Here is a 26,705-nt window from a genome sequence, read left to right as displayed (position 1 = left end):
TGTGGTTGCGAATATTGCCGGGCGGGTCCGTGATCGTGCAATCTTTGTCGCATGGATGCCATGGACCGAGCAATCATTGCCGAGCTGGAGCGGGACGGGCGGCTGACCAACGTCGAGCTGGCCCGTCGGGTCGGGCTCACCACCGGCCCGTGTCTGCGGCGGGTGCAGCGGCTGGAGGCCGACGGGGTCATCTGCGGCTACCGTGCGGTCGTCGATCCCACTGCCGTGGGGCGGTCCTTCGAGGTGCTGCTCGACGTCAGCCTCGCGTCGCAGGACGCGGAGACCACCGGCCACTTCGAGCAGACGCTCACGCGGGCGGAGGAGGTCATCGAGCTGCGCCGGCTGTTCAGCACCCCCGACTACTTCGTGCGCGTGGCCGTGGCCGACCTGGCCGCCTACGAGACGTTCCTCAGCCAGCGCGTCATGACCATCCCGCGGGTCAAGAACGTCACGTCGCACTTCACGATGAAGACCATCAAACCGGCTCAGTAGCCGCTGGTCATGCGACACCGGTGGGCCGGAACTGGATGCTGATCCGTGGTCCGGTGGTCCGCGAGGTCTTGGGGATCGCGTGTTCCCAGGTCCGCTGGCAGGAGCCGCCCATCACGATGAGATCGCCGTGTCCGAGCGGCCGCCGCACGGTGTCCCCGCCGCCCCGGGGGCGGAGCAGCAGATCGCGCGGCGCGCCCACGGACAGGATGGCGACCATGGTGTCCTCGGTGCTGCCGCGCCCGGTCCGGTCGCCGTGCCAGGCCACGCTGTCGTGGCCGTCGCGGTAGTAGCACAGCCCGGCCGTGGTGAACGGCTCGCCCAGTTCGGCGGCGTAGTGCGCGGAAAGCGCGTCCCTGGCCCCGGTGAGGACGGGGTGGGGCAGGGGGTCGTCGGCGCCGTAGAAGGCGAGCAGCCGCGGGACGTCCACTGTCCGGTCGTACATCCGCCGCCGCTCGGCCTTCCACGGGACGTCGGCGGAGAGCCGGACGAACAGGTCGTCCGCTCCCCGCAGCCATCCGGTCAGCAGATCGAGCCAGGCGCCGTCGCGCAGCTCGGTCCTGCGCACTCCGCGCAGCGGGCCGAGGACGGCGGTGTCGTCCTGGTCGAAGAGCGAGCCCTGGAGATACACGCCCATGGCGGCAGTGTACCCAGATAATCGAGCAGATGTGCGAGTGAGGTGGTGGCTAGGACGTCCAGCGGATGTTCGGGTTGAGGTGGCCGGTCCAGTCGAAGGCGGCCATGTTGTCCCAGCCGTCCCCGCTGTTGTTGATGTCGGCCGGGTCCCAGCCGTTGCCGGGGACCGCGTACCAGGTGGGCTCCCAGTAGAAGACGCCGATCGCCCCGGCGTTGCGGGCGGTGTTCTGGACGTCGGTGAAGTTGGCGGCCTGGCCGGTCCAGGTGAGCGGATAGCCCGAGCAGCCGGAGGTGACGGAGTTGCCGGTGCTGTCGGCGTTCGCCGTGGTGAAGGGGTACGCGGTCTCGGCGATGACCACGTCCTTGCCGTACCGGGACCGCATGCCGGCGACGACGTTCCACAGGGTGGACAGGGTGCCGTGCCACATGCAGTAGTACGACAGACCGGTGATGTCCCAGCTGACGCCCTTCGCCCTGATCCCGTCGTAGAACCAGCGCGCGTGCGCGTCGCTGTCGGCGTTCGCGGTGTGGATGATCACCTTGGTTGCGCCGTTGCACGCCTTGGTGGCGTTGTATCCGGCCTTGAGCAGGAGGCTGAGGTTGGTGAAGTCGTTGTCGACCACCTTGCCGTCGTTCCACAGCATGCCGACGTTGATCTCGTTGCCGATCTGCACGCTGTCCGGGGCGGTGCCCTGGGCCTTGAGGCTGTTGCACACGTCGTAGGTGTAGTTGTAGAGGTCGGTCTGGAGCTGGCCGATGCCATGGCTCGCCCAGGCCGCGGGCTTGCGCTGGTTGCCGGGGTCGGCCCAGGTGTCCGAGTAGTGGAAGTCGACCAGCAGCTTGAGGCCCTTGGCCTTGACCGTCTTCGCGTACGCCAGCACCTTGGCCTTGTTGTTGTAGCCGCTGGCGGGGTTGTTCCAGACCCGCAGCCGGACGTAGTTCACCCCGGCGCCCTTGAGGATGTCGAGCGGGTCGGCGGCGGTGCCTTTGGCGTCGTAGTACTTGGCGCCGAGGTCGAGGGCCCGTTGCGCGGTCGACACATCGGCGCCGCGCATGCTGAGCGCGTTCGCGGCGGACGCCCGGGGCGGCGCGGTGAGCAGGGCCGCCGCCAGGGCGATCAGGGCGACGAGCAGGGCGGCCCTGAGCGGGTGTCCGGGTCGGTGGACGGTCATCGCGTCCTCCTCCGATCCGGCACCGCGCCCTTGCCGGGTGCGTGACCGACCGGGGCCGCGATGTGTGCGGCGGCCGCGGCGCCGGGGGCGGTGCACGGCTTGCCGTTCAGGGTGAAGTCGCGCGGTGCGGGGTTGCTCCCGGTGTAGGTGCCGTTGAAGCCGATGGTGGTGGAGCCGCCGGTGGCCAGGGCGGCGTTCCATCCGGCGTCCCCGACGGTGACCGCGGTGCCGTTCTGGCGCCAGGTGCCGTTCCAGCCCTGGGTGACCTTCTGGTTGCCGGTGAAGGAGAAGCCCAGCTGCCATCCGTTCAGGGCGGGGCCCTTGTTGGTGAGGGTGACGGCGGCGGTGAAGCCACTGCCCCAGTCGCTGCTCACCGCGTAGCCGACGGTGCAGGCGGCGGCCGGGGCCGCGCCGGTGGTCACCCGTACCGGGGCCGAGGCCGGGGAGCTGCGGCCCGCGGCGTCCTTGGCCACCACGCGGAAGGTGTAGGCGGTGGCCGGGGACAGCCCGGTGACGGTGGCGCTCGTGGCGGGGGCGTCGACGGTGGCGACCGGGGCGCCGGTGATGTCGCCGGAGTACACCTGGTAGCTCGCCACCGGGGACGATCCGGCGGTGGACGCGCCCCAGGTGAGGGTGGCCCGGTCGGAGCCGACGGCGGTGGCGGCCGGGGTGCCGGGCGCGGTGGGCGGCTTCGCCTCGGAGGAACCGGCGGGCAGGACGTACTCGGTGATGGAGTAGGCCGGGAAGGTGGCGGTGAAACCGCCGTCGGTCAGCGGCTGGTCGGCCGGGTGCTCGATGGCGCTGACGTCGCCCTGGCCGTAGCGGTAGACCTGCGCCGCGCCGTTCGGCGCGGTGCTGCCGGTGACGGACACCGGGGCGGTCAGATCACCGGTGGTCTTGTTGACGACCATCACGGTCAGCGCCTTGTCGCCGCTGCGCTCGGCCGCGTACACCGCGAGCTTGTCCTGGTCGGCGCTGGCGGCGCGGACCGCGGTGTCGCCGAAGGAGCCGCCCTTGCCGTCGTAGTTGCGGAACATGCGGAAGGCGAAGGCGCCGGGCTCGGTGGAGGTGGGCGGATCCCACAGGGTGGCCAGGTCCAGCCCCTCCCGTCCGAAGATGCCGAGCACATCGGCCTGGGCGAGGGCGCCGTTGATGTGGTCCAGCGCGCCCCAGTTGTACTCGGTGACGGCGAGCTTGGTGCCGGGGTAGTTCTCGTCGACCAGGGAGCGCATGCGCGGGATGAACTGGACGGGCTGGTTGATCCAGCTCTCGTCCACGTACGTCGGGTCCCACAGCTGCCGCGTGGAGCGCAGCCGCAGCGCCTGGGTGGCCTCGTCGACGGCGCCGCCGAACACCCCGCTCTGCTGGGGGTAGATGTGTTCGTCGAAGTAGTCCAGGACGCGGCGGCCGCGGCTCTGCTCGTACGCCTTCATCTGCTGGAGGTACCAGGGGGCGAACAGCTGCCCGCCGTGGGCCGCCCGGTCGGGCGGGTTGCTCCAGCAGTCGCCGCCCTTCTCGTTGCAGGTCTTCTGGTCGAGGCCGGAGTAGATCAGGGAGTTGAAGCCCCAGCCGACCGGGCCGAGGGTCTTGGCCGAAGGGTCGGCGTCCTTGATGGCGGCGGCGGTGGCGTACGTGCTGTCGCGCATCTCGTCGTAGCCGGTGCCCTGGGGGTGGACGTCGCGGTGGGTGCTCCACCACAGGTCGGGCTCGTTGTCGAGGTTGTAGAACCGGACGCCGCCCTGGTCGGCCGCGCCGTAGGCGCCCTTCAGGTACTGCACCCAGCCCTTGGTGAACTCCGGGCCCGCGGGGACGCTGGTCTCGGCCGGGTCGTTGCCGGTGACGTTGGTGCCGTCGGTCTTCACCCCGTTGCCGCAGTCCGGGCGCCACTGGGCGTCGTTCGCCTTCTGGGGACCGTACTTGGCGATGCTGAAGCCGCAGGCGGCATCGCGCGCCGCGGTGGTCCAGCCGCTCATCGGCACGGTCATGACGGTGTCGGTTCCGGTGCGGCGGTTCTGGTCGACGAACTTGTCGGCCTCCGAGCCGTCCGGCAGCTGGGCGGTGCCGTTCTCGTAGTACAGGTTCTCGAAGTACCAGTCCTGGCCCGCGTTGTACGCGTCGAGCTTGTAGTTGTAGCGGGTGGTGGCGTTGCCGCCCCAGCGCCGGACCGGCAGCCGCAGTTCCTTCGCGAGCGCCTCGTCGGCGAAATTGATCCCGTAGATGTGCGGGTCGATCGCCTTGCGGCCGGTGGTGGTGTCGACGCTGAGGGCGGGGCCCTCCGGGGCGGCGGAGGAGGCGGGCCGCGCTCCCCCGCCGGGTAAGGCGCTCGCCGGGTGGGGACCGGCCAGACCGGCGGCGGCCACCAGCAGCACCACGGCCGCCGGTGCGGCCCGGGGAGTCCTGCGCCTGGGTCTGGGAGTCATGCGCATGGGTCTCCTTCGGGGCGGCCGTGCTGACGACAGGGACAGGACGAAGGGCCGGGAGATGGGAGCGCTCCCACTCTGCGCATGGTCAGCGAGGCCCGCCGGAGTGTCAACCGTCTGGGCGCAACCCGCCCGCACCGGCCGCCGTCCCCGCACGTCGTACGCCCGGTACGGCACGCACGTCGTACGCGTGGATCCAGCCGAAGTCCTCGGGGACGGTGGCCAGTTTGCGGTCGCGCCGCTCGGCGGCGGGCCCGTCGGGCAGGTGCAGCAGGTCCGACGTCACCCACGAGCTGCGCTGCACCTGCCGGGTGCGGACGCGGCGCAGCCGCTCGTAACGGCGCAGCGCGGGGCCGTAGTTCCCCGGCCCGTCCGCCTCGGCCAGGCAGTCCGCGAGGGTGGCGGCGTCCTCGATGGTCTGGTTGGCGCCCTGCCCGTGGTGGGGCAGCATGGCGTGCGCGGCGTCGCCGAGCAGTACGGCGCGCCCGCGCGACCAGCCGCGCAGCGGGTCCTGGCCGAACAGGGCCCAACGGTCGCTCTGCGGCGCGCCGCCGACCATTTCGGTCATCGCCGGATGCCAGCCGTCGAAGGCGGCGGCGAGTTCGCCCGGAGCGGCCTCGGCGCGCCAGGAACCGTCGGTCCAGCGGGCGGGGCCGCGGACCACCGCGAGGAAGTTGATCGTGCCCTGCCGGTCGATCAGGTAGTGCAGGACGTGGGCGCCAGGACCCATCCAGAACTGGATGGCCCCCGGATCGGGCAGTGACGGCACGCGTTCGGCGGGGACGAGGCCCCGGAAGCCGCTGGTGCCCGAGTACACGGCGGGCTCCCCGGCGTGCACCCAGCGGCGGACGGCGGAGTGGACGCCGTCGGCGCCGACGACGAGGTCGAAGCGGCCCTCGCCGGGGCCGTCGTCCAGCTCCAGGCACATGCCGTGCCGCTCCTCGGCCAGGCCGCGCACCCGGGCGCCGAGGTGCAGGCGGTCCCGGCCCCACGCGGTACTCAGGAGGGTCTGGAACACCGCCCGGTGCACACCGCGGTAGGCGGCGCCGTAGCGCTCGCGGTAGTCGCTGCCGACGGGGTGCGCGGCCACCCGGTGGCCGTCGCGCCAGTGGCGGTAGACCAGTTCGGTGGGCTCCGCCGAGTTTTCCGCGAGTGCGGTGCCGAGGCCGAGTTCGTCCAGCAGCCGGGTGGCGTTGGCGGACAGCGCCACCGCCGCGCCGGTCTCCTTCAGCTCCTCCGCCTGTTCGAAGAGCTCGGCGTGGATGCCGCGCTGCCGCAGGAAGAGCCCGAGGGTCAGCCCTCCGATCCCCGCTCCCACGATCGCCACGCGCGGTTCAGCCGTCGCCATGGTGTGCGCCTCCGTTTCCTTCGCTTGCCGTGGTGTGCGCGGCGGTCGCGTCATCGGCCGCCAGGTCGGACGGATGCCGGGCCAGCGGGGTGACGTCGATCGTCATATGGGGGAAGAGGGGCAGGTTCCACAGGACGCGGTGGAGTTCCTCGTTGTCCTCGACGTCGAACACGCTGAGGTTGGCGTACTGCCCGGCGCAGCGCCAGATGTGCACCCACGTGCCCGTCTCCTGGAGTTCCTGGCAGTACGCCTTCTCGCGCGCCACCAGTTCCGCCCGCGCCTCCGGGTCGAGGTCGCGCGGCATGTCGACGTCCATCCGTACGGCGAACAGCACCGCGCATCACGCCTTGTCGAGCACGAAGTCGTAGGTGACCTCGCGGCCGCCGCCGTCCGCCGCGGGGCCGGGGTCGAGGACGAGTTCGGGCTTCACCGCCTGCGCGATGTCGTCCGCCACATGGCTGCCGCCCTTGAAGTACAGCTGGGTGGTGACCAGTTGGTGGCCGGGCGCGGACACCTTGAGGTGGAGGTGTGCGGGACGCCAGGCGTGCCAGCCCGCGGCGGCGATGAGGCGGCCGCAGGAGCCGTCGGTGGGGATCTGGTAGGGCGCGGGCTCGATGGTGCGGATCCGGAAGTGGCCGCCGGTGTCGGCGACGACGGTGCCGCGCAGGTTCCACTCGGGCAGGCCGGGGGCGTACTGGGAGTAGTAGCCGTCGTTGTCGGCGTGCCACATCTCGATCACGGCGCCGGGCAGCGGGGTGCCGTCCACGCTGGTGACCTGCCCCTGGAAGAGCAGCGGGGTGCCCTCCTCGCCGTCGCGCATGGGCAGCGTTGCGTCGGCGGGCGGTTCCGGGGCGCCGGGGACGTAGTACGGGCCCTCGATGGTGCCCTTGCTGCCCTCGCGGTGCTCGGCCGCGACCTCTTCCACGACGTGTTCGACCCAGACGTCCAGGAACAGCGGCCACTCGCCGTCCTCGCCGACCTGGATCAGCCACGCCTTGAGCGCGTCGTACTCGGCGTAGCTCACCTTGTGGCGGCGGATGATGTCGTGGGTGGCGGCGAGGAGTTCGGAGACCAGGGTGTCCACGCGCGCGGTGTCGGCACCGGCGCCGGTGGGCCGCTTGGTGCGGAACCGCTCGGTGGCGGCCGCTCCGGAGGCGGCCGCGGTGGCCTGGTCGGCCTGCTGGTCGGTGTGCTGGTCCGTGCTGGTGTCGGTCATGATCGCGCTCCTTGTCCGTCGGTCGTGCGCATGGTGGGGTCAGCGGTCCTGGCGGTAGCGGGCCAGCTTGCCGGGGTCGACGGCGATGCCGAGACCGGCGCCCTCGCGGCTGCGCAGGGTGCCGTTCTCGATGGTCAGCGGCTCGGCGAGGAGGTCGTCGGCCATGCCGAGGAAGTTCGACAGCTCGCCCGCGTGGCGGGAGGCCGTGCGGTGGGCGGCGCCGAAGGCGACCGAGCACAGGGTGCCGATCTGGCCGTCGATCTGGTTGCCCATGACCACCTCGACGCCCAGCCCCTCGCACTGGTGCAGTACGCGCTGGGAGGCGGTGAACCCGGTGCGGGCGGTCTTGACGCTGATGGCGGTGGCGGAGCCGCCGAGGAGTTCCCGGGTGACCTCGGCGGGCCGGGTGGCGCTCTCGTCGGCGATGAAGGGGACGGGGCTCCGCGCGACCAGCCAGCGCCGTCCCAGCACATCGTCGGCGGGGCACAGTTCCTCGGCGAAGGTCAGGCCGAGGTCGGCCATCTCCCGCAGGGCGCGGGCCGACTCGGACGCGGTCCAGCCGCGGTTGCCGTCGATGTACAGCTCGGCGTCCGGGCCGAGGGCGTCGCGCAGCGCGCGGCAGGCGTCGACGTCGGCGCGGTAGGGCTGCCGTCCGACCTTCACCTTGAAGGTGGTGATGCCGTAGGTGTCCCGCATCCGCAGTGCCTCGGCCACCATCTGCCCGGCGGGCGCGAATCCGACCATGTGGCTGACCCGCATCCGGTCGCCGTAGCCCCCGAGGAGCGCGGATACCGGCATGCCCGCGGCCTGCCCGAGGATGTCCCACAGGGCCATGTCGAGGGCGGCCTTGGCGGTCGGGTTGCCGACGGTCCGGTCCAGCTTCTCGTGGACCGCCTCCCGTTCCAGCGGGGTCAGGCCCAGGATCTGCGGTGCGAAAATCTTGTCGATCACTGCCACGATCGACTCCTGGGTCTCTCCGTAGGTGTACGGCCGGGGTGGCGCCTCGGCGGTCCCCGTCAGCCCCTCGTCGGTGTGCACGCGCACCAGGACGTGTTCGGCGGTGTGCACCTCACCGCTCGCGAACCTCAGGGGCTTCTCGTAGGGAATGGCGAAGGGGATCGCCTCCACCCTGGCTATCTTCATGCCACTCTCCTTCGAGGAACACGTCGTGCTGTTCCAGCGCCTTCAGCAGGTTGCGCAGCAGGGGTGAGTCGTCGTCCTCGCGCCAGGCGAGGTCCAGGCGGACGGACGGGGCGTCCTCGATCTCCTTGCACACCACTCCCTCCCGTGGCGCGGAACGGATCGAGTCCGGCAGCACGGCGACCCCGAGTCCCGCGGCGACCAGCGCCAGGGCGGCCGAGGTCTCGGTGACCTCGTACGCGCGGTGCGGGTAGAAGCCGGCGGCGAGACAGCCGCGGACCACCGCGTCGCCCACGACGGAGCCGAGCGCGGCCGCGTACACGATGAAGTCCTCGTGCCGCAGTTGCTCCACCCGTACGGAGTCCGCCTCGCCCAGCCAGTGCCCCTCGGGGACGGCGGCCACCAGGGGCTCCGTGGCGATGGGGCGGTGGGCGATGCCCTCCTGCCGCACCGGCGGCCGCAGCACGCCGATGTCGAGACGGCGCTCGGTCAGCGCCGTCTCCTGGGCGGGGGTGAGCATGTCGGTGTGCACCTCCAGGATCACCCGGGGCAGCTCGCGCTTCACCAGCCGGGCCAGCGCGGGCAGTTGGCGGTACGAGGCGGAGCCCGTCAGGCCGATCCGCAGCACGCCCTCCGCACCGGAGGCGAACCGCCCGGCCCGGGCCACCGCCTCGTCGACCGCCGCGAGGATCCGCTCCACATCGGTGCGGAACACCTCACCGGCCCCGGTCAGCGCCACGTGCCGGGTGGTGCGGGCGAACAGCTCCACCCCCAACTCCGCCTCCAGCCGCCGGATCGCCTGGGACAGCGGGGGCTGGGCCATGTGCAGCCGTTCCGCGGCCCGGCCGAAGTGGCGCGTCTCGGCGACGGCCGCGAAATACCGGAGCTGTCTGAGTTCCATCGGACACTCCCCTCGAACGCGCCTCGAGCGTAGGCACCATGGCCCATACCCCACAAATACCTGGTCACGGCCTATTGAGACGCGACGGATATGAATGGGCGGGAGCCTCAAGGGGGCGGCCGGTCGGCCGTTCAGGTGGTCGGCAGCAGGACGACTCCGTCCTCGTCGGCGTGGAGGATGTCGCCGGGAGTGAAGGTGACACCGCCGAAGCACACGGGCACGTCGACCGCGCCGCGGCCCGCCTTCCCGCTCTTGCGCGGGGTGGTGCCCAGGGCCTGGACGCCGACCGGCAGCTCCGCGAGGGCGGCGCTGTCGCGGATGGCCCCGTACACGACGAGGCCCGCCCAGCCGTTGGCACGGGCCCGTTCGGCCATCACGTCCCCGACGAGCGCGACGCTCAGCGAGGCCCCGCCGTCGACCACCACGACGGCGCCCTCACCGGGGGTGCGCAGCAGTTCGTGCAGCAGGGCGTTGCCCCCGGGGCAGGAGGCGGTCCGCACGGGCAGGGACGGGAGCGGACGTGACACGGTCTTCCAGCGAGCACACCGTCGCGTATGTGGGGTCGCGGACGACGCCCGGGCGGAACGGACGCGGCAGGGGCATCGAGGTCTACGACATCGGCCCCGGCGCCGAGGGCTGGACGCCGACGCAGACCGTCGAGCTGGACAACCCGGCGTTCCTGGCCCTCGACCACACCCGGCGGTATCTGTACGCGGTGCACGGCGACCTCACGTACGTCAGCGCCTTCCGCGTCGAGCCCGGCACCGGGCGGCTCCACGCGCTGGGGTGCCAGGAGACGGGCGGGCGCAATCCGGCGCATCTCGCGGTGGCCCCCTCGAACCGCTTCCTGGTGGTGGCCAACCACTCGTCGGGCAGCGTGGCGACCCTGCCGCTGCGGGCGGACGGCGGGCTCGGGCCGGTCGCGGACCTGCTGCTCCTGCCCGGCGAGCCGGGCCCGCACCGCACGGAGCAGACCGGCTCCAAGCCGAACCAGGTGCCCTTCGCCCCGGACGGGCGCTTCCTCGTCGTACCGGACAAGGGGCTGGACCGCGTCTTCACGCTGCCCCTGGACGCCACCTCCGGGAAGCTGTCCCCGGGGCCGGTCCCGTACACCGCGACGCGCGAGATGGCCGGTCCGCGCCACCTCTGCTTCCACCCGGCCCTCCCGTACGCGTACACGGTCGACGAGCTGCGGTCGACAGTGACCACCTACCGCTGGGACGCCGCCCGCGGCGCGGCGGCGCCGGGGACGGCACCCCCGGGGGCCCGGAGCCCGACACCATCGGCGTCTTCGCCGTCTCGGCGGCGGACGGGACGCTGCGGCCGGTGGGCTGGCAGTCCACCGGGGGCATCCGCCCGCGCTTCTTCTGCTTCGGCCCTGACGGGCGGCGGCTGTTCGCCGCCAACGAGCGCAGCCACACCATCGTGGCGTCCGGCGTGGAGGCGGACAGCGGCACGCTCCGGCCGTCCGGCGAGGTGGTGTCCACGGGGTCGCCCGTGTGCGTCGTCTTCTCGACGCCGCCGCGCGGACCCTCTCCGGATGTCCGGACCTCTTAGGATGAAGTGTCCTCGTCCACCACATGAAGAGCGCAGGGGCTGATGTCGCGGCCGAACCTGACCACCTCCATCGCCACCCGCCTGGTGGACCTGGTCCGCCACAGCGGCCTCGAGGAAGGTGCACACGTCACCGAGCAGTGGGCGGCGGACGCGCTGGAGGTCTCGCGCACCCCCGTCCGCAAAGCCATGGTCTTCCTCACCGAGGTCGGCATCCTCACCCGGGTCCCGAACCGTGGCTTCTTCCTCGCCCGTGGCGCGGCCACCCTGACCCGGCCCGATCTGTCCGAGGACACGGACGTCGAGCAGGAGGCGTACTTCCGACTCACGGACGACTATGTCGGCGGCCGCTTCACCGGCTCGTTCACCGCGGCCGACGTCAGCCGCCGCTACCGTCTGACGCCGCGCCAGGCGGACCGGGTACTGGCCCGGATGGACGGCGAGGATCTGGTGCGCCGCCGGGCCGGTGGCCGTGGCTGGGAGTTCCAGCATGTGCTCACCACCGTCGAGGCGCACGACCAGAGTTACCGCTTTCGGATGATCGTCGAGCCCGCGGCGCTGCTGGAGCCCGGCTTCACCGTGGACACCGAGGCGTTCGCCCGGCACCGGCGGCAGCAGGAGGCGCTGTTGCGCGGGGACATCCTGCTGCTGCCGCGGGCCGAGCTGTTCCAGGTCAACGCCTCGTTCCACGAGATGCTGGCGGGCTGCTCGGGGAATCAGTTCCTGCTGGACGCCGTACGCCGCCAGAACCGGCTGCGCCGTCTGATCGAGTACCGCCACCAGCTCGACCGCTCCCGCCTGACCCACCAGGCCCGGGAGCATCTGCGGCTGCTGGACCTGGTGGAGGGCGGGAACATCGAGGAGGCGTCGGCGTTCCTCCAGAACCATCTGGACAAGGTCCGGTCCCTCAAGACCGGGATCGGCCCGGAGGAGTGAGCGGGGCGCTTCAGGCGCGCAGCGGCCGGGGCGCCTCGCCGGGCACCGGCGGGCCGGCCGGGGGCCGGGAGCTGACGCGTACGGCGAAGGTGAGCACGCAAGCCACGGCGGTGAGGCCGCCGAGGAACAGCAGCCCACCGGTGGCGCTCCCGGTGGAGTCCTTGGCCCAGCCGATGGCGTAGGGCCCGAAGAAGCCGCCGAGGTTGCTGATGGAGTTGACCACGGCGACCGCCACGGCCGCGGTGGAGCGGGTGAGGAACAGCGTGGGGAGCGCCCAGAAGGGCGACTTGAAGCTGTACATGCCGGTCAGCGAGAGGGCGATCAGACACATGTCCAGCACGGGCGAGTGGACGAAGCCCGCGGCGCACAGGGCGACGGCGGCGCGGACATAGGGCGTGGCGCTGATGAAGCCGATGGCCAGCAGCAGCACCTTGGGGTCGGCCATGACCTTGAGCGTACTGAGCTTCCTGGCCTGGGAGTTGGCCTGCTGCTCCCGCTCCAGCTCGGCGGTGAGCCACTGGCGCTGCCGCTCGGTCAGCCAGCCGGCGCCGGCCGGGCGCTCGGTCAGTACGAAGAAGCAGGCGATCCCGAGCAGCACGGCCGGGGCGCCCTCCAGGATGAACATCCAGCGCCAGCCGCTGAGGCCGAACCAGTGCACCTGGTCCATGATCAGCGCGCTGAGCGGGGCGGCGATGACGTACGACGCGGGGATCGCGGTCAGGAACAGCGCGGTGGCGGTGGCGACCTCCTTCCTGCGGAACCAGTAGGTCAGATAGACGACGATGCCGGGGAGGGCGTCGTCGGCTGGGGCGTCGGCGGTCTGGAGGGCCAGGCGGCCATGCTGGGCGAGCCGGTCACCATCCCGTACCCGACGGTGGCGGGCGTCCGGCTGACCGGCCGGCTGCGGCCCGGCGTCGGCGCCACCGACCTCGCCCTCACCCTGACCGAACGCCTGCGCGCCCGGGGCGTGGTGGACTCGTTCGTGGAGTTCTGCGGCACCGGTGTCACCACGCTGGGCTGGGCGGAACGCGCCGCGGTCGCCAACATGGCGCCCGAGTACGGGGCCACCTGCGTGTTCTTCCCGTACGACGACGAGACGTCCGCGTATCTGCGGCTCAGCGGGCGGGACGAGGCACACATCCGGCTGGTCGACGCCTATCTGACCGCCCAGGGCCTGGGGCGCACCGAGGACCGGCCCGAGCCGCGCTACGACGATGTCCTCGATCTCGACCTCGGCACGGTGGAGCCCAGCATGGCCGGGCCGAACCTGCCCCACCAGCGGCTGTCGCTGTCGCAGGTGCCCGCCTCGTACCGTACGGCGACGGCGGCCACCCGCCAGGAGACGGCCGACACCGCTCGGGCCTTCGGCGAACCGCTGCCCGAGGGCCCGGTGGCCATCGCGTCCATCACCAGCTGCACCAACACCGCCAACCCGGCGCTCATGGTGCAGGCGGGGCTGCTCGCCGAGCGGGCCGTCCGGGCCGGGCTGACCGCCAAGCCCTGGGTGAAGACGTCCCTCTCCCCCGGCTCGCGGGTCGTCGAGGAGTATCTGCGGGCGGCCGGGCTGCTGCCCGCGCTGGAGAAGACCGGCTTCCACGTCGTCGGCTTCGGCTGCATGACCTGCATCGGCAACTCCGGACCGCTGCACCCGGCGATGGAAGACCTCGCCGAGCGGGACGCGATCGAGCCCGTCGCCGTACTGTCCGGCAACCGCAACTTCGCCGGGCGGGTCAACCCCCGCACCGCCCTCTCGTATCTGGCCTCCCCGCCCCTGGTCGTGGCCTACGCCCTGGCGGGCTCGATCCTCCACGACTTCGACCGCGACCCCCTGGGCACCGCCCCCGACGGCCGTCCCGTCCGGCTGCCCGGCACCCGCTCCGGTGCGGGCGCCCATGCGTACACGGCCGACCGCACCCGCGTCCTGCCCGTGTACGACGCCGCGCCCACCTATCGCGACGCGGGCCACGACCTGGTCGTCGTCGCGGGCCGCAACTACGGCGCGGGCTCCAGCCGCGACTGGGCGGCCAAGGCCCAGGCGCTGCTGGGGGTGCGCGCGGTCGTCGCCGAGTCGTACGAGCGCATCCACCGCAGCAACCTGATCGGGATGGGCGTCCTGCCCCTGGAGTTCGCCGAGGGCGACGGCGCGGCGGCGCACCCGTTCACCGGAGAGGAGGAGCTGACCTTCGAAGGTCTCGACCGGCTGCGCGTCGGCACCAACCGCGTCGTGCTGCGCCTCCACCGCGACGACGGCCGCCACACCACGGCGGAGCTGCGGCTTCGGATCCACTCCCGGCAGGAACTCGGCTACCTCCGCCACGGCGGCATCCTGCCCTACGTGGTCCGCCGTTCCCTTGAGGCACCATGATGACCCTGCGGGGACGTCGGCGAGAGAGACGGTGACATGGACTGGGAGAGCTTCGCGGAGCAGATGGCCGTGATGGCACGGGACCTGCTGGCGCAGGACTCGGTGGACGCGACGCTGGAGCGCATCACCGAATGCGCGGTGGGGATCGTCGAGGGGTGCGACGCGGCGGGAATCCTGGTCCTCAACGGTCGAGAGGTGGAGACCCTGGCCCCGACCGACAGCCTGGTGGTCCGCTCCGACCAGCTCCAGGAGCGGACCGGCGAGGGCCCGTGCTTCGACGCCGCGCGCCGCAGCCAGCCGGTCTACCGGATCAAGGACTTCGCAAAGCCGCAGGAGAGGTGGCCCGAGTTCGGGAGCCGGGCCCGCGACCTGGGCATCGGCAGCATGATGGGGTTCCTGCTGTACACGAGGGAAGAGGAACTCGGTTCGCTGAATCTGTACTCGCGGAGCACGGGCGTCTTCACCAAGGGCAGCGAGACGGCGGGCTGGCTGCTGGCCTCGCACGCCGCGGTCGCGTTCTCCAGCGCCCGCACCGCCGACCAGCTCCAGCAGGCGCTCGCCACCCGGCACGCCATCGGCGAGGCCATGGGCATCCTCATGGAACGCCTCAAGATCGGCGAGGACGACGCCTTCAGCGTGCTGCGGCGGGTGTCCCAGGAGCGCAACGTCAAGCTGCGGGAGATCGCCCGGCAGGTCTGCGAGAGCGGCGGCCTCGACTGACACCGCCGCCCGCGTAAGGGCGGCTCCACCGGCCCGCATTCTGGACCGGAAGAGCCTGGCCGCCGTGTTCCCCCGGGGGACTCGCCGACAGCGTGGGCCGCGAGTACCCGGCACTCACGGCCGTATGCATGCGCGCCGGGCGGCGAAACGGCCGGTCGGCGGGCGGGGGTTCAGCGGGCGGGACTCAGCGGGCCAGGGCCGGGATGACGCCGCCCGCGAGGACCGCCTCGCACTGCCGCGGGGAGAGCCGGTGACACAGCGGGTACTCCTCGTCGCGGGTGGTGTTGCGTACGCGCAGTGTCCGGTCGTCGGTACGGGCCAGGGCCTCGTGCAGACCGGACAGCCGCAGCCGGTCGTCCACCTGGATGCGCTCGTAGTCGCCGGGATCGGCGAATTCGAGGGGCAGGACGCCGAAGTTGGCGAGGTTCTGCCAGTGGATACGGGCGTACGACTTGGCGATGACCGCCCGCAGCCCCAGGTAGCGCGGGGTGATGGCGGCGTGTTCGCGGGACGAGCCCTGGCCGTAGTTCTCCCCGGCGACGATGAGGTGTCCGTCGTCCCGGACCGACGCGGCACGCCGGGGGTAGTCGGGGTCGAGCCGGATGAGGGTGAACTCGGCCAGCTTCGGGATGTTGGACCGGTAGGGCAGGGCCTTCGCCCCGGCCGGGGAGATCTCGTCGGTCGAGACGTCGTCACCGGCCTTGAGGAGGACCGGGCCTTCGAGGGTGTCCGGCAGCGGATCGAGATCGGGCAGCGCGGAGATGTTGGGGCCGCGCCGCAGCCGGACGCGGTGGGCCTCGTCCGGTGGCAGCGGCGGCTCCAGCATGGCGTCGTTGACCGACGGCGGTACGGGGGCGTCAGGTGCGGGCGGGTCCGCCGAGAGGCGGTCGGCCCAGTCGCGCGGGTCCGTGATGACACCGGTCAGCGCGGAGGCGGTGGCGGTCTCCGGTGAACACAGCCACACCGCGTCGTCCTCGGTGCCGGAGCGGCCGGGGAAGTTGCGCGGGAAGGTACGCAGCGAATTGCGCCCCGCCGCGGGGGCCTGGCCCATGCCGATGCAGCCGAGACAGCCCGACTGGTGGATGCGGGCACCGGCGGCGATCAGCTCGAAGGTGGCACCGGAGCGCGTGAGGTCCTGGAGGATCTCGCGGGACGTGGGGTTGATGTCGAAGCTCACCCCGGGCGCCGTCTGCCGCCCGGCCACCATGGCCGCGGGGACGGCGAAGTCCCGGAAACCGGGGTTGGCGGAGGAGCCGATGACGGCCTGCCCGATGGGTTCCCCGGCGGCCTCCCGTACCGGCACGACGTTGCCCGGGGAGGTGGGGCGGGCGATCAGCGGCTCCAGGGACGACAGGTCGATCTCCTCGTCACGGTCGTAGGCGGCGTCCTCGTCCGCGACGATCTCCACGAAGTCCGCGCCCCGCCCCACCGCGTCCAGGAAGCCGCGCACCGCGTCGTCGGAGGGGAAGACGGTGGTGGTGGCGCCGAGTTCCGCGCCCATGTTCGCGATGACGTGCCGGTCCATGGCGGTGAGGGAGGCCAGCCCCGGCCCGTGGTACTCCAGCACGCGGTGGACGCCGCCCTGCACCCCGTGGCGGCGCAGCATCTCCAGGATCACGTCCTTGGCGCTGACCCACGGCGGCAGCTGCCCGGTCAGCCGGATGCCCCAGATCTCCGGCATGGTGAGGTGGAGCGGCCGTCCGGCCATGGCGAGGGCCACTTCCAGTCCGCCGGTGCCGATGGCCAGCATGCCCAGGGAGCCGCCCGCGCAGGTGTGGGAGTCGGATCCGGCGAGCGTTCTGCCGGGGGCACCGAAGTGCTGCATATGGGTCGGGTGGGAGACGCCGTTGCCGGGCTTGGAGAACCACAGCCCGAAGCGGCGGGCGGCCGAGCGGAGGAAGAGATGGTCCTCGGCGTTGCGCTCATCGGCCTGGAGGATGTTGTGGTCCACGTACTGGACGCTGACCTGCGTACGGACCCGGTCCAGCGCCAGCGCCTCCAGCTCCTGCATCACCAGGGTGCCGGTGGCGTCCTGGGTGAGCGTCTGGTCCACGCGCAGCGCGATCTCCTCCCCCGGTTCCATGCGGCCGGACACGAGGTGGTCGCCGATCAGCCGCTGCGTCACGCTGCCGTGCGCGCGGCCACGGGGCTGAGCCATGGCGGTACCGCCTTCCCGGTGCGGCGCGGCCGGACGTTCCGGGCGCCACCATGCGGGTTCCCGTATCCCGGCGGCCATGCCGGGCCCGCCCGGGCACAGTCACCCGGACGGGCGTCGTGGCTTCTCCGGCGCCCCGGTACGGGACGGGCTCAGCCGCCGTCGCCCTCCGCGGTGGCGGTGCGGACGGTCCAGCGCTGCTCGACCTTGGCGATGCGCCAGTAGGCCAGCGCCGCGGCCCACACCACGACGAACAGGCCGACGATGATGAAGCCGACGTTGTCCAGGTTCAGGGCGGAGATCCAGCCGGTGACGGAGTCCCGCAGGGCGAGCTTGTCGTGGAGGACGCTCACCAGCTCGATGGTACCGATGAGGAAGGCCACCGCGATGGACAGACCGGTGATGGCCAGGTTGTAGAACACCTTGCGGACCGGGTTGGAGAACGCCCACTGGTAGGCGAAGTTCATGAAGGTGCCGTCGAGCGTGTCGAACAGGCTCATCCCGGCGGCGAAGAGCAGCGGCAGGCACAGGATCGCGTACCAGGGCAGCCCGGCGGCGGCACCGCTTCCGGCCATCACCATCAGGGTGACCTCGGTGGCGGTGTCGAAGCCGAGCCCGAAGAGGAAGCCGAGGGGGAACATCTGGCCGGGCCGGGTGATGGACTTGGTGAAGCGGCCCAGGACGCGGTTCATGAAGCCGCGCGCGTCCAGGTGCGCCTCCAGTTCCGACTCGTCGAACCGCCCGGCGCGCATCGCCCGGAAGACCCGCAGGATGCCGAGCAGGGCGACCAGGTTGAGCGCGGCGATGAGGTAGAGGAACGTCCCCGACACCGTGGTGCCGACGACGCCGAGGACCTGGTGGGTGCCGGAGTTCTCGTTCATCAGGGTGCCCGCCAGCTGGGTACCGCCCGCGACCAGCGCGGCCAGGGCGACCACCACGCTGGAGTGGCCGAGCGCGAACCAGAAGCCCACCGACACCGGCCGCTTGCCGTCGGCCATCAGCTTGCGGGTGGTGTTGTCGATGGCGGCGATGTGGTCGGCGTCGAAGGCGTGCCGCATGCCGAGGGTGTACGCGGTGATCCCGAGGCCGACGCCGAACGTCCTGGTGCCGGCCTCGTAGTGGCGGGGCGCGACCACCAGGAAGAGCAGGCCGAAGGCGACCGCGTGCAGGGCGACGATCACCGCCAGCAGTCCGGCGGTCCGGACGGTGTCCTCGCGCCGCCAGCGCGGTGCGGTGGGCAGGGTCATGCGGTCACGCTCCAGCACCTCGTGGATCACTTCGTGAGATGCCGCGGCCGGTCTCCTGGCTGACGGGTCGACGCGACCGCCCCTGCCTTCCCGGCCGCACCCGGCGGCCAGTGGCTCCGCGGCCCTGTCGTCAAGGCCGCGGAACGGGACGGGAACTCCCCGATCACAGTGGCGAGGGCCGCTCCGGTTTCGCACCGGCTTCCCGAACACCACGGCGCGGCAACTGTAGATGTCGCCCCGCAAAACCGGCAAGTGGCGCACCTGTCGCGAGCGGGACCGTCAGGCGCGCGAACCGTCAGGCGCGCGAGGTGAGGATGGAGAGCGCGTTGGCCACGACGATGGCACCGATGCTCGCCCACTCGGTCCACCCCAGGCTCTGGCCGAGGATGATCCACCCGACGACGGCCGCGAGGACCGGGTTGACGCTCATGAACAGCCCGAAGGTCTGGGCGGGCACCCGGCGCAGGGTGAACAGGTCGGCGAGGTAGGGCACGGCGGAGGAGAGGACACCGGCGGCGATCGCGTACCCGGCCGCCCCCGCGGTCGGCGGATGCTGGACGGCGACGGCGATGCCGACGGGCAGGAACAGCACGGCGGAGACCGCCGCGGCCGCCGCCGAGCCCTGCGCACCGGGGACGCGGCGGCCGACGGTGCGGTTGAGCAGGATGTACGACGCCCAGCACGCGGCGGCCAGCAGCCCGAGCCCGAGGCCCAGGTAGTCGGTCGAGGGCTGGGGGCGCATCAGGGTGACCACGCCCGCCAGGGCGACCAGCGCACAGCACGCGTCGGTGCGGCGGTGGGATGCGGACAGGGCGATGGTGAGCGGGCCGAGGAATTCCAGGGTCACCGCGAGACCGAGGCCGATGCGGTCGATCGCGCTGTACAGGGACAGGTTCATGGCACCGAAGACCAGGGCCAGCAGCAGTACCGGCCACCACTGTTCCTTGGTGAAGGACCGGAAGCGGGGGCGGCCGACGGCCAGCAGGACGACGGCGGCGACGTACTGGCGTACCGCGACGACGCCGGTGGCTCCGAGCACGGGGAAGGCGAGCGATCCGATGGCGGCACCGGTCTGGTTGGACAGGCCGCTGCCGGCCATGGTGAGCACCCCGGCCAGCGGCCGCCCGGCCGGTTCCCGGCCCGAGGCGTCGGGGTGTTCCGGGTGTGAGGTGACGGTCGGCTCGGCGCAAGCGGTGGCGGAGGCGGGGGCGGAAGCGGTGACGTGGGCTGCGTCCATACCCCGATCGTGCGGTCGCCCGACCGTTGCGCAAAATGCGTTGGCCGTCGCACCTATACGCTTGGGTTATGGATGTGGAGCTGCGGCAGTTGCGCTGTCTCGTCGCGATCGTGGACGAGGGCACCTTCACCGATGCCGCGATCGCGCTCGGGGTCTCCCAGGCGGCCGTGTCCCGCACCCTGGCCTCGCTCGAACGCGCCCTGGGCACACGGCTGTTGCGGCGTACGTCCCGGACGGTGACCCCGACCGGCACCGGGCTGCGGGTGGTGGCGCACGCCCGGCGGGTGCTCGGGGAGGTGGACGATCTGGTGCGGGAGGCCAGATCGGGCCATACCCGGCTGCGGATCGGCTACGCGTGGTCGGCGCTGGGCAGCCACACCCCCGCCTTCCAGCGCCGCTGGGCCGCGGCGCATCCGGACACCCGGCTGCACCTGGTGCGGGTCAACGCCGCCACGGCCGGTCTGGCGGAGGGCGCCTGCGACCTGGCCGTACTGCGCAGACCCCTGGAGGACCACCGCTTCGACTCCGCCATCGTGGGCCTGGAGCGGCGGCTGTGCGCGATGGCGGCGGACGACCCGCTGGCCCGGCGCCGCTCCCTCCGGCTCGCCGACATCGGCGACCGCACGCTGTTGGTCGACCGGCGGACCGGTACCACCACCCCTGAGCTGTGGCCGCCCGGCGCCCGCCCGGACACCGAGGAGACGCAGGACATCGACGACTGGCTCAATCTCATCTCCACGGGCCGCTGCGTGGGGATGACGGCGGAGTCGACCGCGCACCAGTATCCGCGGCCCGGCATCGTGTACCGGCCGGTCCGCGACGCCGAGCCGATCGCGGTGCGGCTGGCCTGGTGGCGGGACGATCCGCATCCCGCGGGGCAGGCGGTGATCGAGCTGATCACCGCGCTGTACCGCTCGGGGTGACCGGCCGGCCCGTCAGTAGAAGTGCCGGCGCCCGGCGACCGCGTGTCCGGCCGCGCCCAGGATCCACAGGACGGCCCCGATCACGAGGAGGACGATGCCGATCGTCCACAGCACGGCGATACCGGTCAGCAGGCCGATGATGAGGAGAATGATCCCGAGGACAATCATGGCGTCCTCCGATCTCTCGGGTGCTCCGATTCCAGTATCTTCCTCTTCCGCCCGCCACGCCAGCACACCTCACCGGGGGCGCCGGCGTGCGGCTCGTGCATCGTGGTGTTGCCCAGCAACCGTGAGGAGTCATCGATGACGACAGCCGAGTCCCGCGCGTCGGCAGCCGGGTCCGCCGAGCCCGTGGTGGTGCGCGCCGCCGCCGGTGCGGTGCGCGGCCGCCGGGAGGACGGCCTGGCCGTGTTCCGCGGCATCCCGTTCGCCGAGCCGCCGGTGGGGGACGCGCGGTTCCAGGCGCCGCGCCCGGTGCGCGCCTGGGACGGCACGCGGGACGCGTACGCCTTCGGGCCGCCGCCCCCGCAGGAGTCGGGGTTCATGGGCCGCGCCGGTGCGCTGGAGGCGCCGGAGGGCGACGACTGGCTGACGGTCAACGTCTGGACGCCCGAGCCGGACCCGGCCGCCCACCGCCCGGTCATGGTGTGGATCTACGGCGGCGCCTACAAGCTCGGCCACTCCGGCAGCCCCGGCTACGACGCCCGGCACATCGCGCGCGACGGCGACGTCGTCGTGGTCACCCTCAACTACCGGGTCGGCGTCGAGGGCTTCGCCCACCTCGACGGCGCGCCCGCCAACCGCGGTCTGCTGGACCAGGTCGCGGCCCTGGAGTGGGTGCGGGAGAACATCGCGGCGTTCGGTGGCGACCCCGGCCGGGTCACCGTCTTCGGGGAGTCGGCGGGCGCCGGATCGGTCGCCTCGCTGCTGGCCATGCCGAACGCGCGGGGCCTGTTCCGGCGCGCCATCGCGCAGAGCGTGCCGGGCACGTTCTTCTCGGACGAGCTGGCCCGGGACATCGCGGGCGCGCTCGCCGCCGAGGCGGGCCTGCGGCCGGTGGCCGCCGATCTGGCCACCGTGGACCCGCGCCGGCTGCCCTCCGCGGGCGAGGCGCTGGGCCCGAAGATGCGCCGGTACGAGGAACGGTGGGGGCAGGTCGTCCACACCCTGACCCCCTTCGCGCCCGTTCTGGACGGCGAGGTGCTGCCGACCACCCCGTGGCAGGCCCTGGCGGCCGGGGCGGCCCGTGACGTGGAGCTGATCGCCGGGCACAACCGGGACGAGTACCGGCTGTTCCTCGCCCTCGGCGGGCAGCTCGGGAAGGCCGGGGAGGACGAAGCGGCGGCGGCGCTGCGCGCGTTCGGGCCGGGGCCGGACGGCGAACGGGCCTACCGCGCCGCCTTCCCCGAAGCCTCGCCCGCCGAACTCCACGAACGCGTCCAGTCCGACTGGCTGTTCCACATGCCCTCGCTGCGGCTGGCCGAGGCCCAGGTGGCCGGGGGCGGCCGTGCGCACCTGTACGAGCTGACCTGGCCCGCCCCGGCGGGCGGCGGCGTCATGGGCGCCTGCCACGGCCTGGACATACCGCTGCTGTTCGGCACCTTCGAAGCCGACCTCGGCCTGCTGCTGTTCGACGCCTCCGGCCCCTCCCCGGAGGCCGAGGCCCTGTCGTCCCGCTTCCGCACGGCCTGGACCGCCTTCGCCACGACGGGCGACCCGGGCTGGCCCGCGTACGACCCCGACCGCCGCCTCACCCAGGTCTTCGACGCGACGCCCGAGATCACCGCCTACCCCGAGGAGACCTCCCGCCGCCTCTGGCAGGACCACGCCTTCCCGGCCCTGCCGCTGTTCACGTAAGGGCACGATCCGGGGTGCCCCCGGTTCCGCGGGGTGCCGGCGGGCGGCCGTACGCTGGGGCCGTGCACATCTGCTTTGTCTGTAGCGGGAACATCTGCCGTTCGCCGTCCGCCGCGCTGGTCTTCGCCGAGCATCTGCGCCGGGCGGGGCTCGACGGCGCGGTGCGGGTCACCAGTGCCGGTATCGGTCCCTGGCACGTCGGCGATCCCGTCGACGAACGGGCCGGTGAGGTGCTGGAGGCGCGCGGCTATCCGGTGGAGCACGTCGCGGCGCAGGTCGGTGCCGAGCATCTGGACGCCGATCTGTTCCTGGCGATGGACGGCGGCCATGAGCGGGCGCTGCGCCAGCTGGTCGCCGACCCGTCCCGGGTCCGGATGCTGCGGTCCTTCGACCCGGACGCGACCGGCGATCTGGATGTCCCCGATCCGTACTACGGCGGCCCGGAGGGGTTCGACACGGTGCTGGACATGATCGAAGCGGCGACGCCCGGCCTGCTCGCCTGGACGCGCGAGCGCGCGGACGCATGACCGGCGACGGTCCGGGGGCGGCGGCCGCCCGGCTCACCGGCCGTCAGGTGACCGGGGAGCGCGCGATGTCCGGGGCGCTCGCCGAAGTCACCCTCGACGGCGGGCGTACGGTGATGGTCAAGCGCGGTGACGACCCCGGCGCGGTGGAAGCCGAGGCCGCCGGGCTGCGCTGGCTGGCCGACACCGGCACGGTCCGCGTCCCGGTGGTGCACGGCCACGATCCGCGCTGGCTGGTGACCGACCGGGTCCCGTCCGGCCGGGCGAGCGCCGCGTCGGCGCGGCGGTTCGGCCGCGACCTGGCCGCCCTGCACGCGTCCGGCGCGCCCGCGTTCGGCGCCCCGCCGCCGGGCGGCCCCGAGGACGCGTACATCGGGCTCGCCCCGATGCGCAACGTCACCGGCGACGACTGGCCGCGCTGGTACGCCGAGCACCGGGTGCTGCCCTATCTGCGCCGCGCGGTGGACGACGGCACGGTGCGCGCCGCCGAGGCGGCCACGATCGAGCGCGTCTGCGAGCGGCTGCCCGCCCTCGCGGGTCCCGCCGAGCCGCCCGCCCGGCTGCACGGCGACCTGTGGAACGGCAATGTGCTGTGGGGCGCCGACGGGCAGGCATGGCTGATCGACCCGGCGGCGCACGGCGGGCACCGGGAGACCGACCTGGCGATGCTCCACCTGTTCGGCTGCCCGCATCTGGACCGGGTGCTGGAGGGCTACCAGGAGGCGGCACAGCTCGCCGGGGGCTGGGCGGACCGCATCGGGCTGCACCAGCTGTTCCCGCTGCTGGTGCACGCGGTGCTGTTCGGACGCGGCTACGCCGAGCAGGCCCTCGCGGCGGCCCGCACCGCCCTGGCGGCTGGCTGACTCAGAGGAAGCTGACGTTCTGGGCGAGGGCCAACTGGCTGGAGTAGTTGATGGTGTTGGTGGCCGGGCGCATGTAGGCGCGCCAGGAGTCGGAGCCGGACTCGCGGCCGCCGCCGGTCTCCTTCTCGCCGCCGAAGGCGCCGCCGATCTCGGCGCCCGAGGTGCCGATGTTGACGTTGGCGATGCCGCAGTCGGAGCCCTCGGCGGAGAGGAAGAGTTCGGCCTCCTGCTGGTCGCGGGTGAAGATGCTGGACGACAGGCCCTGCGGGACGTCGTTGTGGAGGGCGATGGCCTCCTCGAGGGTGTCGTAGGTCAGCACGTACAGGATCGGGGCGAAGGTCTCCTCCCGTACGACGTCGCTCTGCTCGTCCACCCGGACGATGACGGGTTCGGCGTAGGCGGCCTTCGGCAGCGCCTCGGCGAGGCGGCGGTTGCCGCCCGCCAGGATCTTGCCGCCCTCGGCCTGGACGCGGGTGAGGGCGCTCTGCATCCCTTCGAGGGCCGCGGTGGAGATGAGCGGGCCGACGAGGGTGTCCTCGTCGAAGGGGTCGCCGATGGGGAGCTTGGTGTAGGCGGCGGTCAGCCGGGCGATGAGGGTGTCGGCGATGTCCCGGTGGACGATGAGGCGGCGCAGCGTCGTACAGCGCTGCCCGGCGGTGCCCGCCGCGGCGAACACGATGCCCTGGACGGCGAGGTCGAGGTCGGCGGAGGGGGCGACGACGGCGGCGTTGTTGCCGCCGAGTTCCAGCAGGCTGCGGCCGAAGCGGGCGGCGACGCGGGGGCCGACCTCGCGGCCCATGCGGGTGGAGCCGGTGGCGCTGACGAGGGCGACACGGGGGTCGTCCACGAGCTTTTCGCCGATGGCGCGGTCGCCGAGCAGCAGCCGGTGGACATCGCGGGGCGCGCCGACGTCCTCGGCGGCCTGGGCGAGGAGCCGGTCGCAGGCCAGGGAGATCAGCGGGGTGAGGTCGGACGGCTTCCAGATGACGGTGTCGCCGCAGGCCAGAGCGACGGCGGTGTTCCAGGACCAGACGGCGGCGGGGAAGTTGAACGCGGAGATGACGCCGACGACGCCGAGCGGATGCCAGGTTTCGGCGAGCCGGTGGCCGGGGCGTTCGGAGGCGATGGTGCGCCCGTAGAGCTGGCGGGACAGGCCGACGGCGAAGTCGCAGATGTCGATCATTTCCTGGACCTCGCCCAGCGCCTCGGAGCGGATCTTGCCCGCCTCGATGGTGATGAGGTCGGCCAGGTCGCTCTTGTGGTCGCGCAGCAACTCGCCCAGACGGCGTACGAGTTCACCGCGCCGGGGGGCGGGGGTGGTGCGCCAGGTGAGGAAGGCCGTACGGGAGGCGGCGATGGCTTGGTCGGCGTCGGCGGGGGTGGTGGCGGCCAGCTCGAAGAGGTCGTCGCCGGTGATCGGGGTGCGCGCGGTGAGGCCGCTGCCCTCCGGGACGGTCACGCCGACGCGCTCCAGGGCGGTGCGGGCCCGGCCGCGCAGGTCCTCGGTGGCGGGAAGGGCGGTGCTGGTCATGAGGGCTCCCTCGGGAGGTGTGGGGTCGGGCGGAGTGCGGTGGGTCAGCCGAGCGCGCCGTCGAGTTCGAGCGCGCGGGCGGCCCGGTCGATGGAGTGGTTCTGCTGCCGCTCGTAGAGGTCGAAGGGGTCGAGGACGTCGCGGCCGATGGCGCCGGACAGCCAGGCGCTGTCGTACGTGGTGCCCGCGTGGTCGTTGTTGCGCGCGCCCTCGCCGGTGAGGTTGGACTGGAAGATCCCGGCCGCGGAGCGGGGCAGGAAGTCCTCGTAGACGATGGGCTCGGCGCGCAGCCAGCCCTGGGCCACCAGCTCGCCGATGTCGGCGGGCGGGCGGCTGCCGTCGTGGGGGCGGTCGTCCACCACGTGGTAGGTGAAGTAGGCCAACTCCCACTCGGCGAGCTGCCGTTCGGTGGCGGGGAGGTGTTCGGCCCACAGCGCGCGGGCGATGTCTGCGCGGTCCGCCCCGGGGCGGGCGGCCGACTCCTGGTCGATCCGCTTCAGCAGCCGGTCGTACAGGGCGCGGCCCTCGCGGGTGAGGGCGATGCCGCGCGCCTCGACCTCGCCGAACCGCACCCGCAGGGCGCCGCTGGTGACGCTGCCGTCGGCGGCGCGCATGGCCCGGGGTTCGGCGAGGGCGCGGAAGGACGTCTGGCGCAGCAGCACATCGGGGCCGTCCCAGCGCGGCGGGCCCTGGATGGTGTCGATCATCTCGATGCCGCGGTCGGTCATGCGCCGGTACAGCTCGTCGATGTCCAGGACGCGGGGGGTGAGGTGGTTGATGTGGGTGCTGCGCACGCCCCCGATGTCCGCGGCGACGGCGGAGACCCGCTCCAGGGTCGCGTACCAGCCCTGGTCGATCGGCTCGGTGGACAGCTCGAAGGCCTGCACGGCCAGTTGGAGGAACTGTTCGGCCTCCGCTTCGGGCAGTTCGCCTGTCGCCTCGGCCCGGTCGGCGAGGGCGAGCAGTTCCGGGGGGAACAGCTCGCGTCCGGCGAGGAAGGTTTCCAGCCGGGCGCGCAGATCGGCGTCGAAGAACCGCGGGTCGGCGGGGGTGAGCATGGAGGTGAAGACGCGGAACGGGTTGCGCGCCAGCTCCTCGCCGTCGGTGGGGCGGAACGCGGTGGAGACGACGGGCACCGCGCTGGCGGCGGCCTCGCGCAGGTCGTAGAAGCCGGTCGGGTGCATGCCGAGAGCACCGAAGACGCGCGCGACCTGGCTCATCTCCCGCGGGGTGCCGACGCGGATCGCGCCGTGGCGCTCCGCGGTGACCCGGCTGATGGAGCCCAGCCGCTCGGCGTCGGCGCCCCGGGCGCGCAGCACGTCGTCGTTGACCTCGCGGGAGACGTCCACAAGGGTGGTGTAGGCGGGGACCTCCCGCCCGTACATGTCCGAGAGGCGGGCGGCGAACGCGGCGCGCAGCTGCCACTGGCTGAGGTTCCGGCTGGTCACTGGGGGTGCTCCCTTTCGGTCGG

Annotated in this window: 25 protein-coding genes, 1 pseudogene and 1 riboswitch; of the genes and pseudogenes, 10 read left to right on the top strand and 16 right to left on the bottom strand. The window is 72.7% G+C overall.

Annotation, left to right across the window (positions count from 1 at the left end; all coding sequences use genetic code 11):
* Positions 1 to 51 precede the first annotated feature (51 nt).
* The gene (locus tag ACH4TL_RS11840) at positions 52 to 492 is read left to right on the top strand and encodes an Lrp/AsnC family transcriptional regulator (RefSeq protein WP_398318491.1); all 441 of its coding nucleotides are present in this window, start codon (positions 52 to 54) and stop codon (positions 490 to 492) included.
* 7 nt (positions 493 to 499) lie between these two features.
* On the opposite strand, the gene ACH4TL_RS11835 is transcribed toward ACH4TL_RS11840, so the two are convergent.
* The 9 genes from ACH4TL_RS11835 to rraA form a co-directional block, all read right to left on the bottom strand.
* Complete coding sequence (locus ACH4TL_RS11835; RefSeq protein WP_398318494.1) at positions 500 to 1,126, bottom strand: alpha-ketoglutarate-dependent dioxygenase AlkB; 627 nt, start codon at positions 1,124 to 1,126, stop codon at positions 500 to 502.
* 49 nt (positions 1,127 to 1,175) lie between these two features.
* Positions 1,176 to 2,297, bottom strand: a complete 1,122-nt coding sequence (locus tag ACH4TL_RS11830; protein WP_398318497.1) for an arabinogalactan endo-beta-1,4-galactanase — start codon at positions 2,295 to 2,297, stop codon at positions 1,176 to 1,178.
* A complete protein-coding gene (locus ACH4TL_RS11825; RefSeq protein ID WP_398318500.1) occupies positions 2,294 to 4,717 on the bottom strand; it encodes a glycoside hydrolase family 44 protein in 2,424 nt (807 codons plus the stop codon). Before ACH4TL_RS11825 ends, ACH4TL_RS11830 begins: the two co-directional genes overlap by 4 nt.
* A gap of 109 nt (positions 4,718 to 4,826) precedes the next feature.
* Positions 4,827 to 6,065 carry an FAD-dependent monooxygenase gene (locus ACH4TL_RS11820; RefSeq protein ID WP_398318503.1) on the bottom strand — a complete coding sequence of 413 codons (1,239 nt, stop codon included), beginning with the start codon at positions 6,063 to 6,065 and terminating at the stop codon, positions 4,827 to 4,829.
* Entirely contained in the window at positions 6,052 to 6,399 is a 348-nt protein-coding gene (catC, locus tag ACH4TL_RS11815; protein WP_398318506.1) for a muconolactone Delta-isomerase, read from the bottom strand. The genes ACH4TL_RS11820 and catC overlap by 14 nt, the downstream gene beginning before the upstream one ends.
* Positions 6,400 to 6,405: 6 nt before the next feature.
* Entirely contained in the window at positions 6,406 to 7,281 is an 876-nt protein-coding gene (gene catA / locus ACH4TL_RS11810) for a catechol 1,2-dioxygenase (RefSeq protein WP_398318509.1), read from the bottom strand.
* A gap of 39 nt (positions 7,282 to 7,320) precedes the next feature.
* The gene (locus tag ACH4TL_RS11805) at positions 7,321 to 8,424 is read right to left on the bottom strand and encodes a mandelate racemase/muconate lactonizing enzyme family protein (RefSeq protein WP_398318512.1); all 1,104 of its coding nucleotides are present in this window, start codon (positions 8,422 to 8,424) and stop codon (positions 7,321 to 7,323) included.
* Positions 8,351 to 9,322, bottom strand: a complete 972-nt coding sequence (locus ACH4TL_RS11800) for a LysR substrate-binding domain-containing protein (RefSeq protein WP_398318515.1) — start codon at positions 9,320 to 9,322, stop codon at positions 8,351 to 8,353. Before ACH4TL_RS11800 ends, ACH4TL_RS11805 begins: the two co-directional genes overlap by 74 nt.
* 131 nt (positions 9,323 to 9,453) lie before the next feature.
* Positions 9,454 to 9,849 (bottom strand): ribonuclease E activity regulator RraA, encoded by a 396-nt coding sequence (gene rraA, locus ACH4TL_RS11795; protein ID WP_398318518.1) that lies wholly within the window; start codon positions 9,847 to 9,849, stop codon positions 9,454 to 9,456.
* Between rraA and ACH4TL_RS11790 the strand changes: the two are divergent.
* The 3 genes and pseudogenes from ACH4TL_RS11790 to ACH4TL_RS11780 form a co-directional block, all read left to right on the top strand.
* Positions 9,843 to 10,499 (top strand): annotated as a pseudogene (locus tag ACH4TL_RS11790) (lactonase family protein); the annotation flags it as partial. The gene rraA and the pseudogene ACH4TL_RS11790 sit on opposite strands and share 7 nt — an antisense overlap.
* Before the next feature lie 149 nt (positions 10,500 to 10,648).
* The gene (locus tag ACH4TL_RS11785) at positions 10,649 to 10,879 is read left to right on the top strand and encodes a beta-propeller fold lactonase family protein (RefSeq protein ID WP_398318725.1); all 231 of its coding nucleotides are present in this window, start codon (positions 10,649 to 10,651) and stop codon (positions 10,877 to 10,879) included.
* Positions 10,880 to 10,921: 42 nt separating this feature from the next.
* A complete protein-coding gene (locus ACH4TL_RS11780) occupies positions 10,922 to 11,812 on the top strand; it encodes a GntR family transcriptional regulator (RefSeq protein WP_398318521.1) in 891 nt (296 codons plus the stop codon).
* Positions 11,813 to 11,822: 10 nt separating this feature from the next.
* Here the strand turns inward: ACH4TL_RS11780 and ACH4TL_RS11775 are convergent, their stop codons facing one another.
* On the bottom strand, positions 11,823 to 12,584 hold the full coding sequence (locus ACH4TL_RS11775; RefSeq protein WP_398318728.1) for an MFS transporter: 762 nt from the start codon (positions 12,582 to 12,584) through the stop codon (positions 11,823 to 11,825).
* Here ACH4TL_RS11775 and ACH4TL_RS11770 point away from each other — a divergent pair.
* The gene (locus ACH4TL_RS11770; RefSeq protein WP_398318525.1) at positions 12,465 to 14,177 is read left to right on the top strand and encodes an aconitase family protein; all 1,713 of its coding nucleotides are present in this window, start codon (positions 12,465 to 12,467) and stop codon (positions 14,175 to 14,177) included. The genes ACH4TL_RS11775 and ACH4TL_RS11770 overlap by 120 nt on opposite strands.
* A gap of 36 nt (positions 14,178 to 14,213) precedes the next feature.
* Positions 14,214 to 14,897 (top strand): GAF and ANTAR domain-containing protein, encoded by a 684-nt coding sequence (locus ACH4TL_RS11765; protein WP_398318528.1) that lies wholly within the window; start codon positions 14,214 to 14,216, stop codon positions 14,895 to 14,897.
* 184 nt (positions 14,898 to 15,081) lie between these two features.
* Here the strand turns inward: ACH4TL_RS11765 and ACH4TL_RS11760 are convergent, their stop codons facing one another.
* The 3 genes from ACH4TL_RS11760 to ACH4TL_RS11750 all read right to left on the bottom strand — a co-directional run bounded on the left by ACH4TL_RS11760 (position 15,082) and on the right by ACH4TL_RS11750 (position 19,536).
* Positions 15,082 to 17,055: an aconitate hydratase gene (locus ACH4TL_RS11760; protein ID WP_398318531.1), complete on the bottom strand. Its 1,974-nt coding sequence runs from the start codon at positions 17,053 to 17,055 to the stop codon at positions 15,082 to 15,084.
* A gap of 149 nt (positions 17,056 to 17,204) precedes the next feature.
* Positions 17,205 to 18,299 carry a HoxN/HupN/NixA family nickel/cobalt transporter gene (locus ACH4TL_RS11755; RefSeq protein ID WP_398318534.1) on the bottom strand — a complete coding sequence of 365 codons (1,095 nt, stop codon included), beginning with the start codon at positions 18,297 to 18,299 and terminating at the stop codon, positions 17,205 to 17,207.
* 27 nt (positions 18,300 to 18,326) lie between these two features.
* A riboswitch (cobalamin riboswitch) is annotated at positions 18,327 to 18,528 on the bottom strand.
* Positions 18,529 to 18,594: 66 nt separating this feature from the next.
* Positions 18,595 to 19,536, bottom strand: coding sequence for an EamA family transporter (locus tag ACH4TL_RS11750; RefSeq protein WP_398318537.1), 942 nt, complete (start codon positions 19,534 to 19,536; stop codon positions 18,595 to 18,597).
* A 68-nt stretch (positions 19,537 to 19,604) separates the two neighbouring features.
* Between ACH4TL_RS11750 and ACH4TL_RS11745 the strand changes: the two genes are divergently transcribed.
* Complete coding sequence (locus tag ACH4TL_RS11745; RefSeq protein ID WP_398318540.1) at positions 19,605 to 20,459, top strand: LysR family transcriptional regulator; 855 nt, start codon at positions 19,605 to 19,607, stop codon at positions 20,457 to 20,459.
* A 12-nt stretch (positions 20,460 to 20,471) separates the two neighbouring features.
* Here the strand turns inward: ACH4TL_RS11745 and ACH4TL_RS11740 are convergent, their stop codons facing one another.
* A complete protein-coding gene (locus ACH4TL_RS11740; RefSeq protein ID WP_398318543.1) occupies positions 20,472 to 20,627 on the bottom strand; it encodes a DUF6131 family protein in 156 nt (51 codons plus the stop codon).
* 135 nt (positions 20,628 to 20,762) lie between these two features.
* Here ACH4TL_RS11740 and ACH4TL_RS11735 point away from each other — a divergent pair, with 135 nt between their 5' ends.
* The 3 genes from ACH4TL_RS11735 (at position 20,763) to ACH4TL_RS11725 (ending at position 23,703) form a co-directional block, all read left to right on the top strand.
* Positions 20,763 to 22,316, top strand: coding sequence for a carboxylesterase/lipase family protein (locus tag ACH4TL_RS11735; protein ID WP_398318546.1), 1,554 nt, complete (start codon positions 20,763 to 20,765; stop codon positions 22,314 to 22,316).
* Positions 22,317 to 22,378: 62 nt separating this feature from the next.
* Entirely contained in the window at positions 22,379 to 22,843 is a 465-nt protein-coding gene (locus ACH4TL_RS11730) for a low molecular weight protein-tyrosine-phosphatase (RefSeq protein WP_398318549.1), read from the top strand.
* Complete coding sequence (locus tag ACH4TL_RS11725; RefSeq protein WP_398318552.1) at positions 22,840 to 23,703, top strand: fructosamine kinase family protein; 864 nt, start codon at positions 22,840 to 22,842, stop codon at positions 23,701 to 23,703. Before ACH4TL_RS11730 ends, ACH4TL_RS11725 begins: the two co-directional genes overlap by 4 nt.
* Position 23,704: 1 nt before the next feature.
* On the opposite strand, the gene ACH4TL_RS11720 is transcribed toward ACH4TL_RS11725, so the two are convergent.
* Positions 23,705 to 25,234, bottom strand: a complete 1,530-nt coding sequence (locus ACH4TL_RS11720) for an aldehyde dehydrogenase family protein (protein WP_398318555.1) — start codon at positions 25,232 to 25,234, stop codon at positions 23,705 to 23,707.
* A gap of 44 nt (positions 25,235 to 25,278) precedes the next feature.
* Positions 25,279 to 26,682, bottom strand: coding sequence for a 2-oxoadipate dioxygenase/decarboxylase family protein (locus ACH4TL_RS11715; protein ID WP_398318558.1), 1,404 nt, complete (start codon positions 26,680 to 26,682; stop codon positions 25,279 to 25,281).
* Positions 26,683 to 26,705 lie beyond the last annotated feature (23 nt).

Source organism: Streptomyces sp. NPDC021115 (genome assembly GCF_044333065.1).
Classification (GTDB): Bacteria; Actinomycetota; Actinomycetes; order Streptomycetales; family Streptomycetaceae; genus Streptomyces.
The sequence above is the reverse complement of the archived record's forward strand: the minus strand, read 5'-3'. Positions and strand labels throughout refer to the sequence as shown.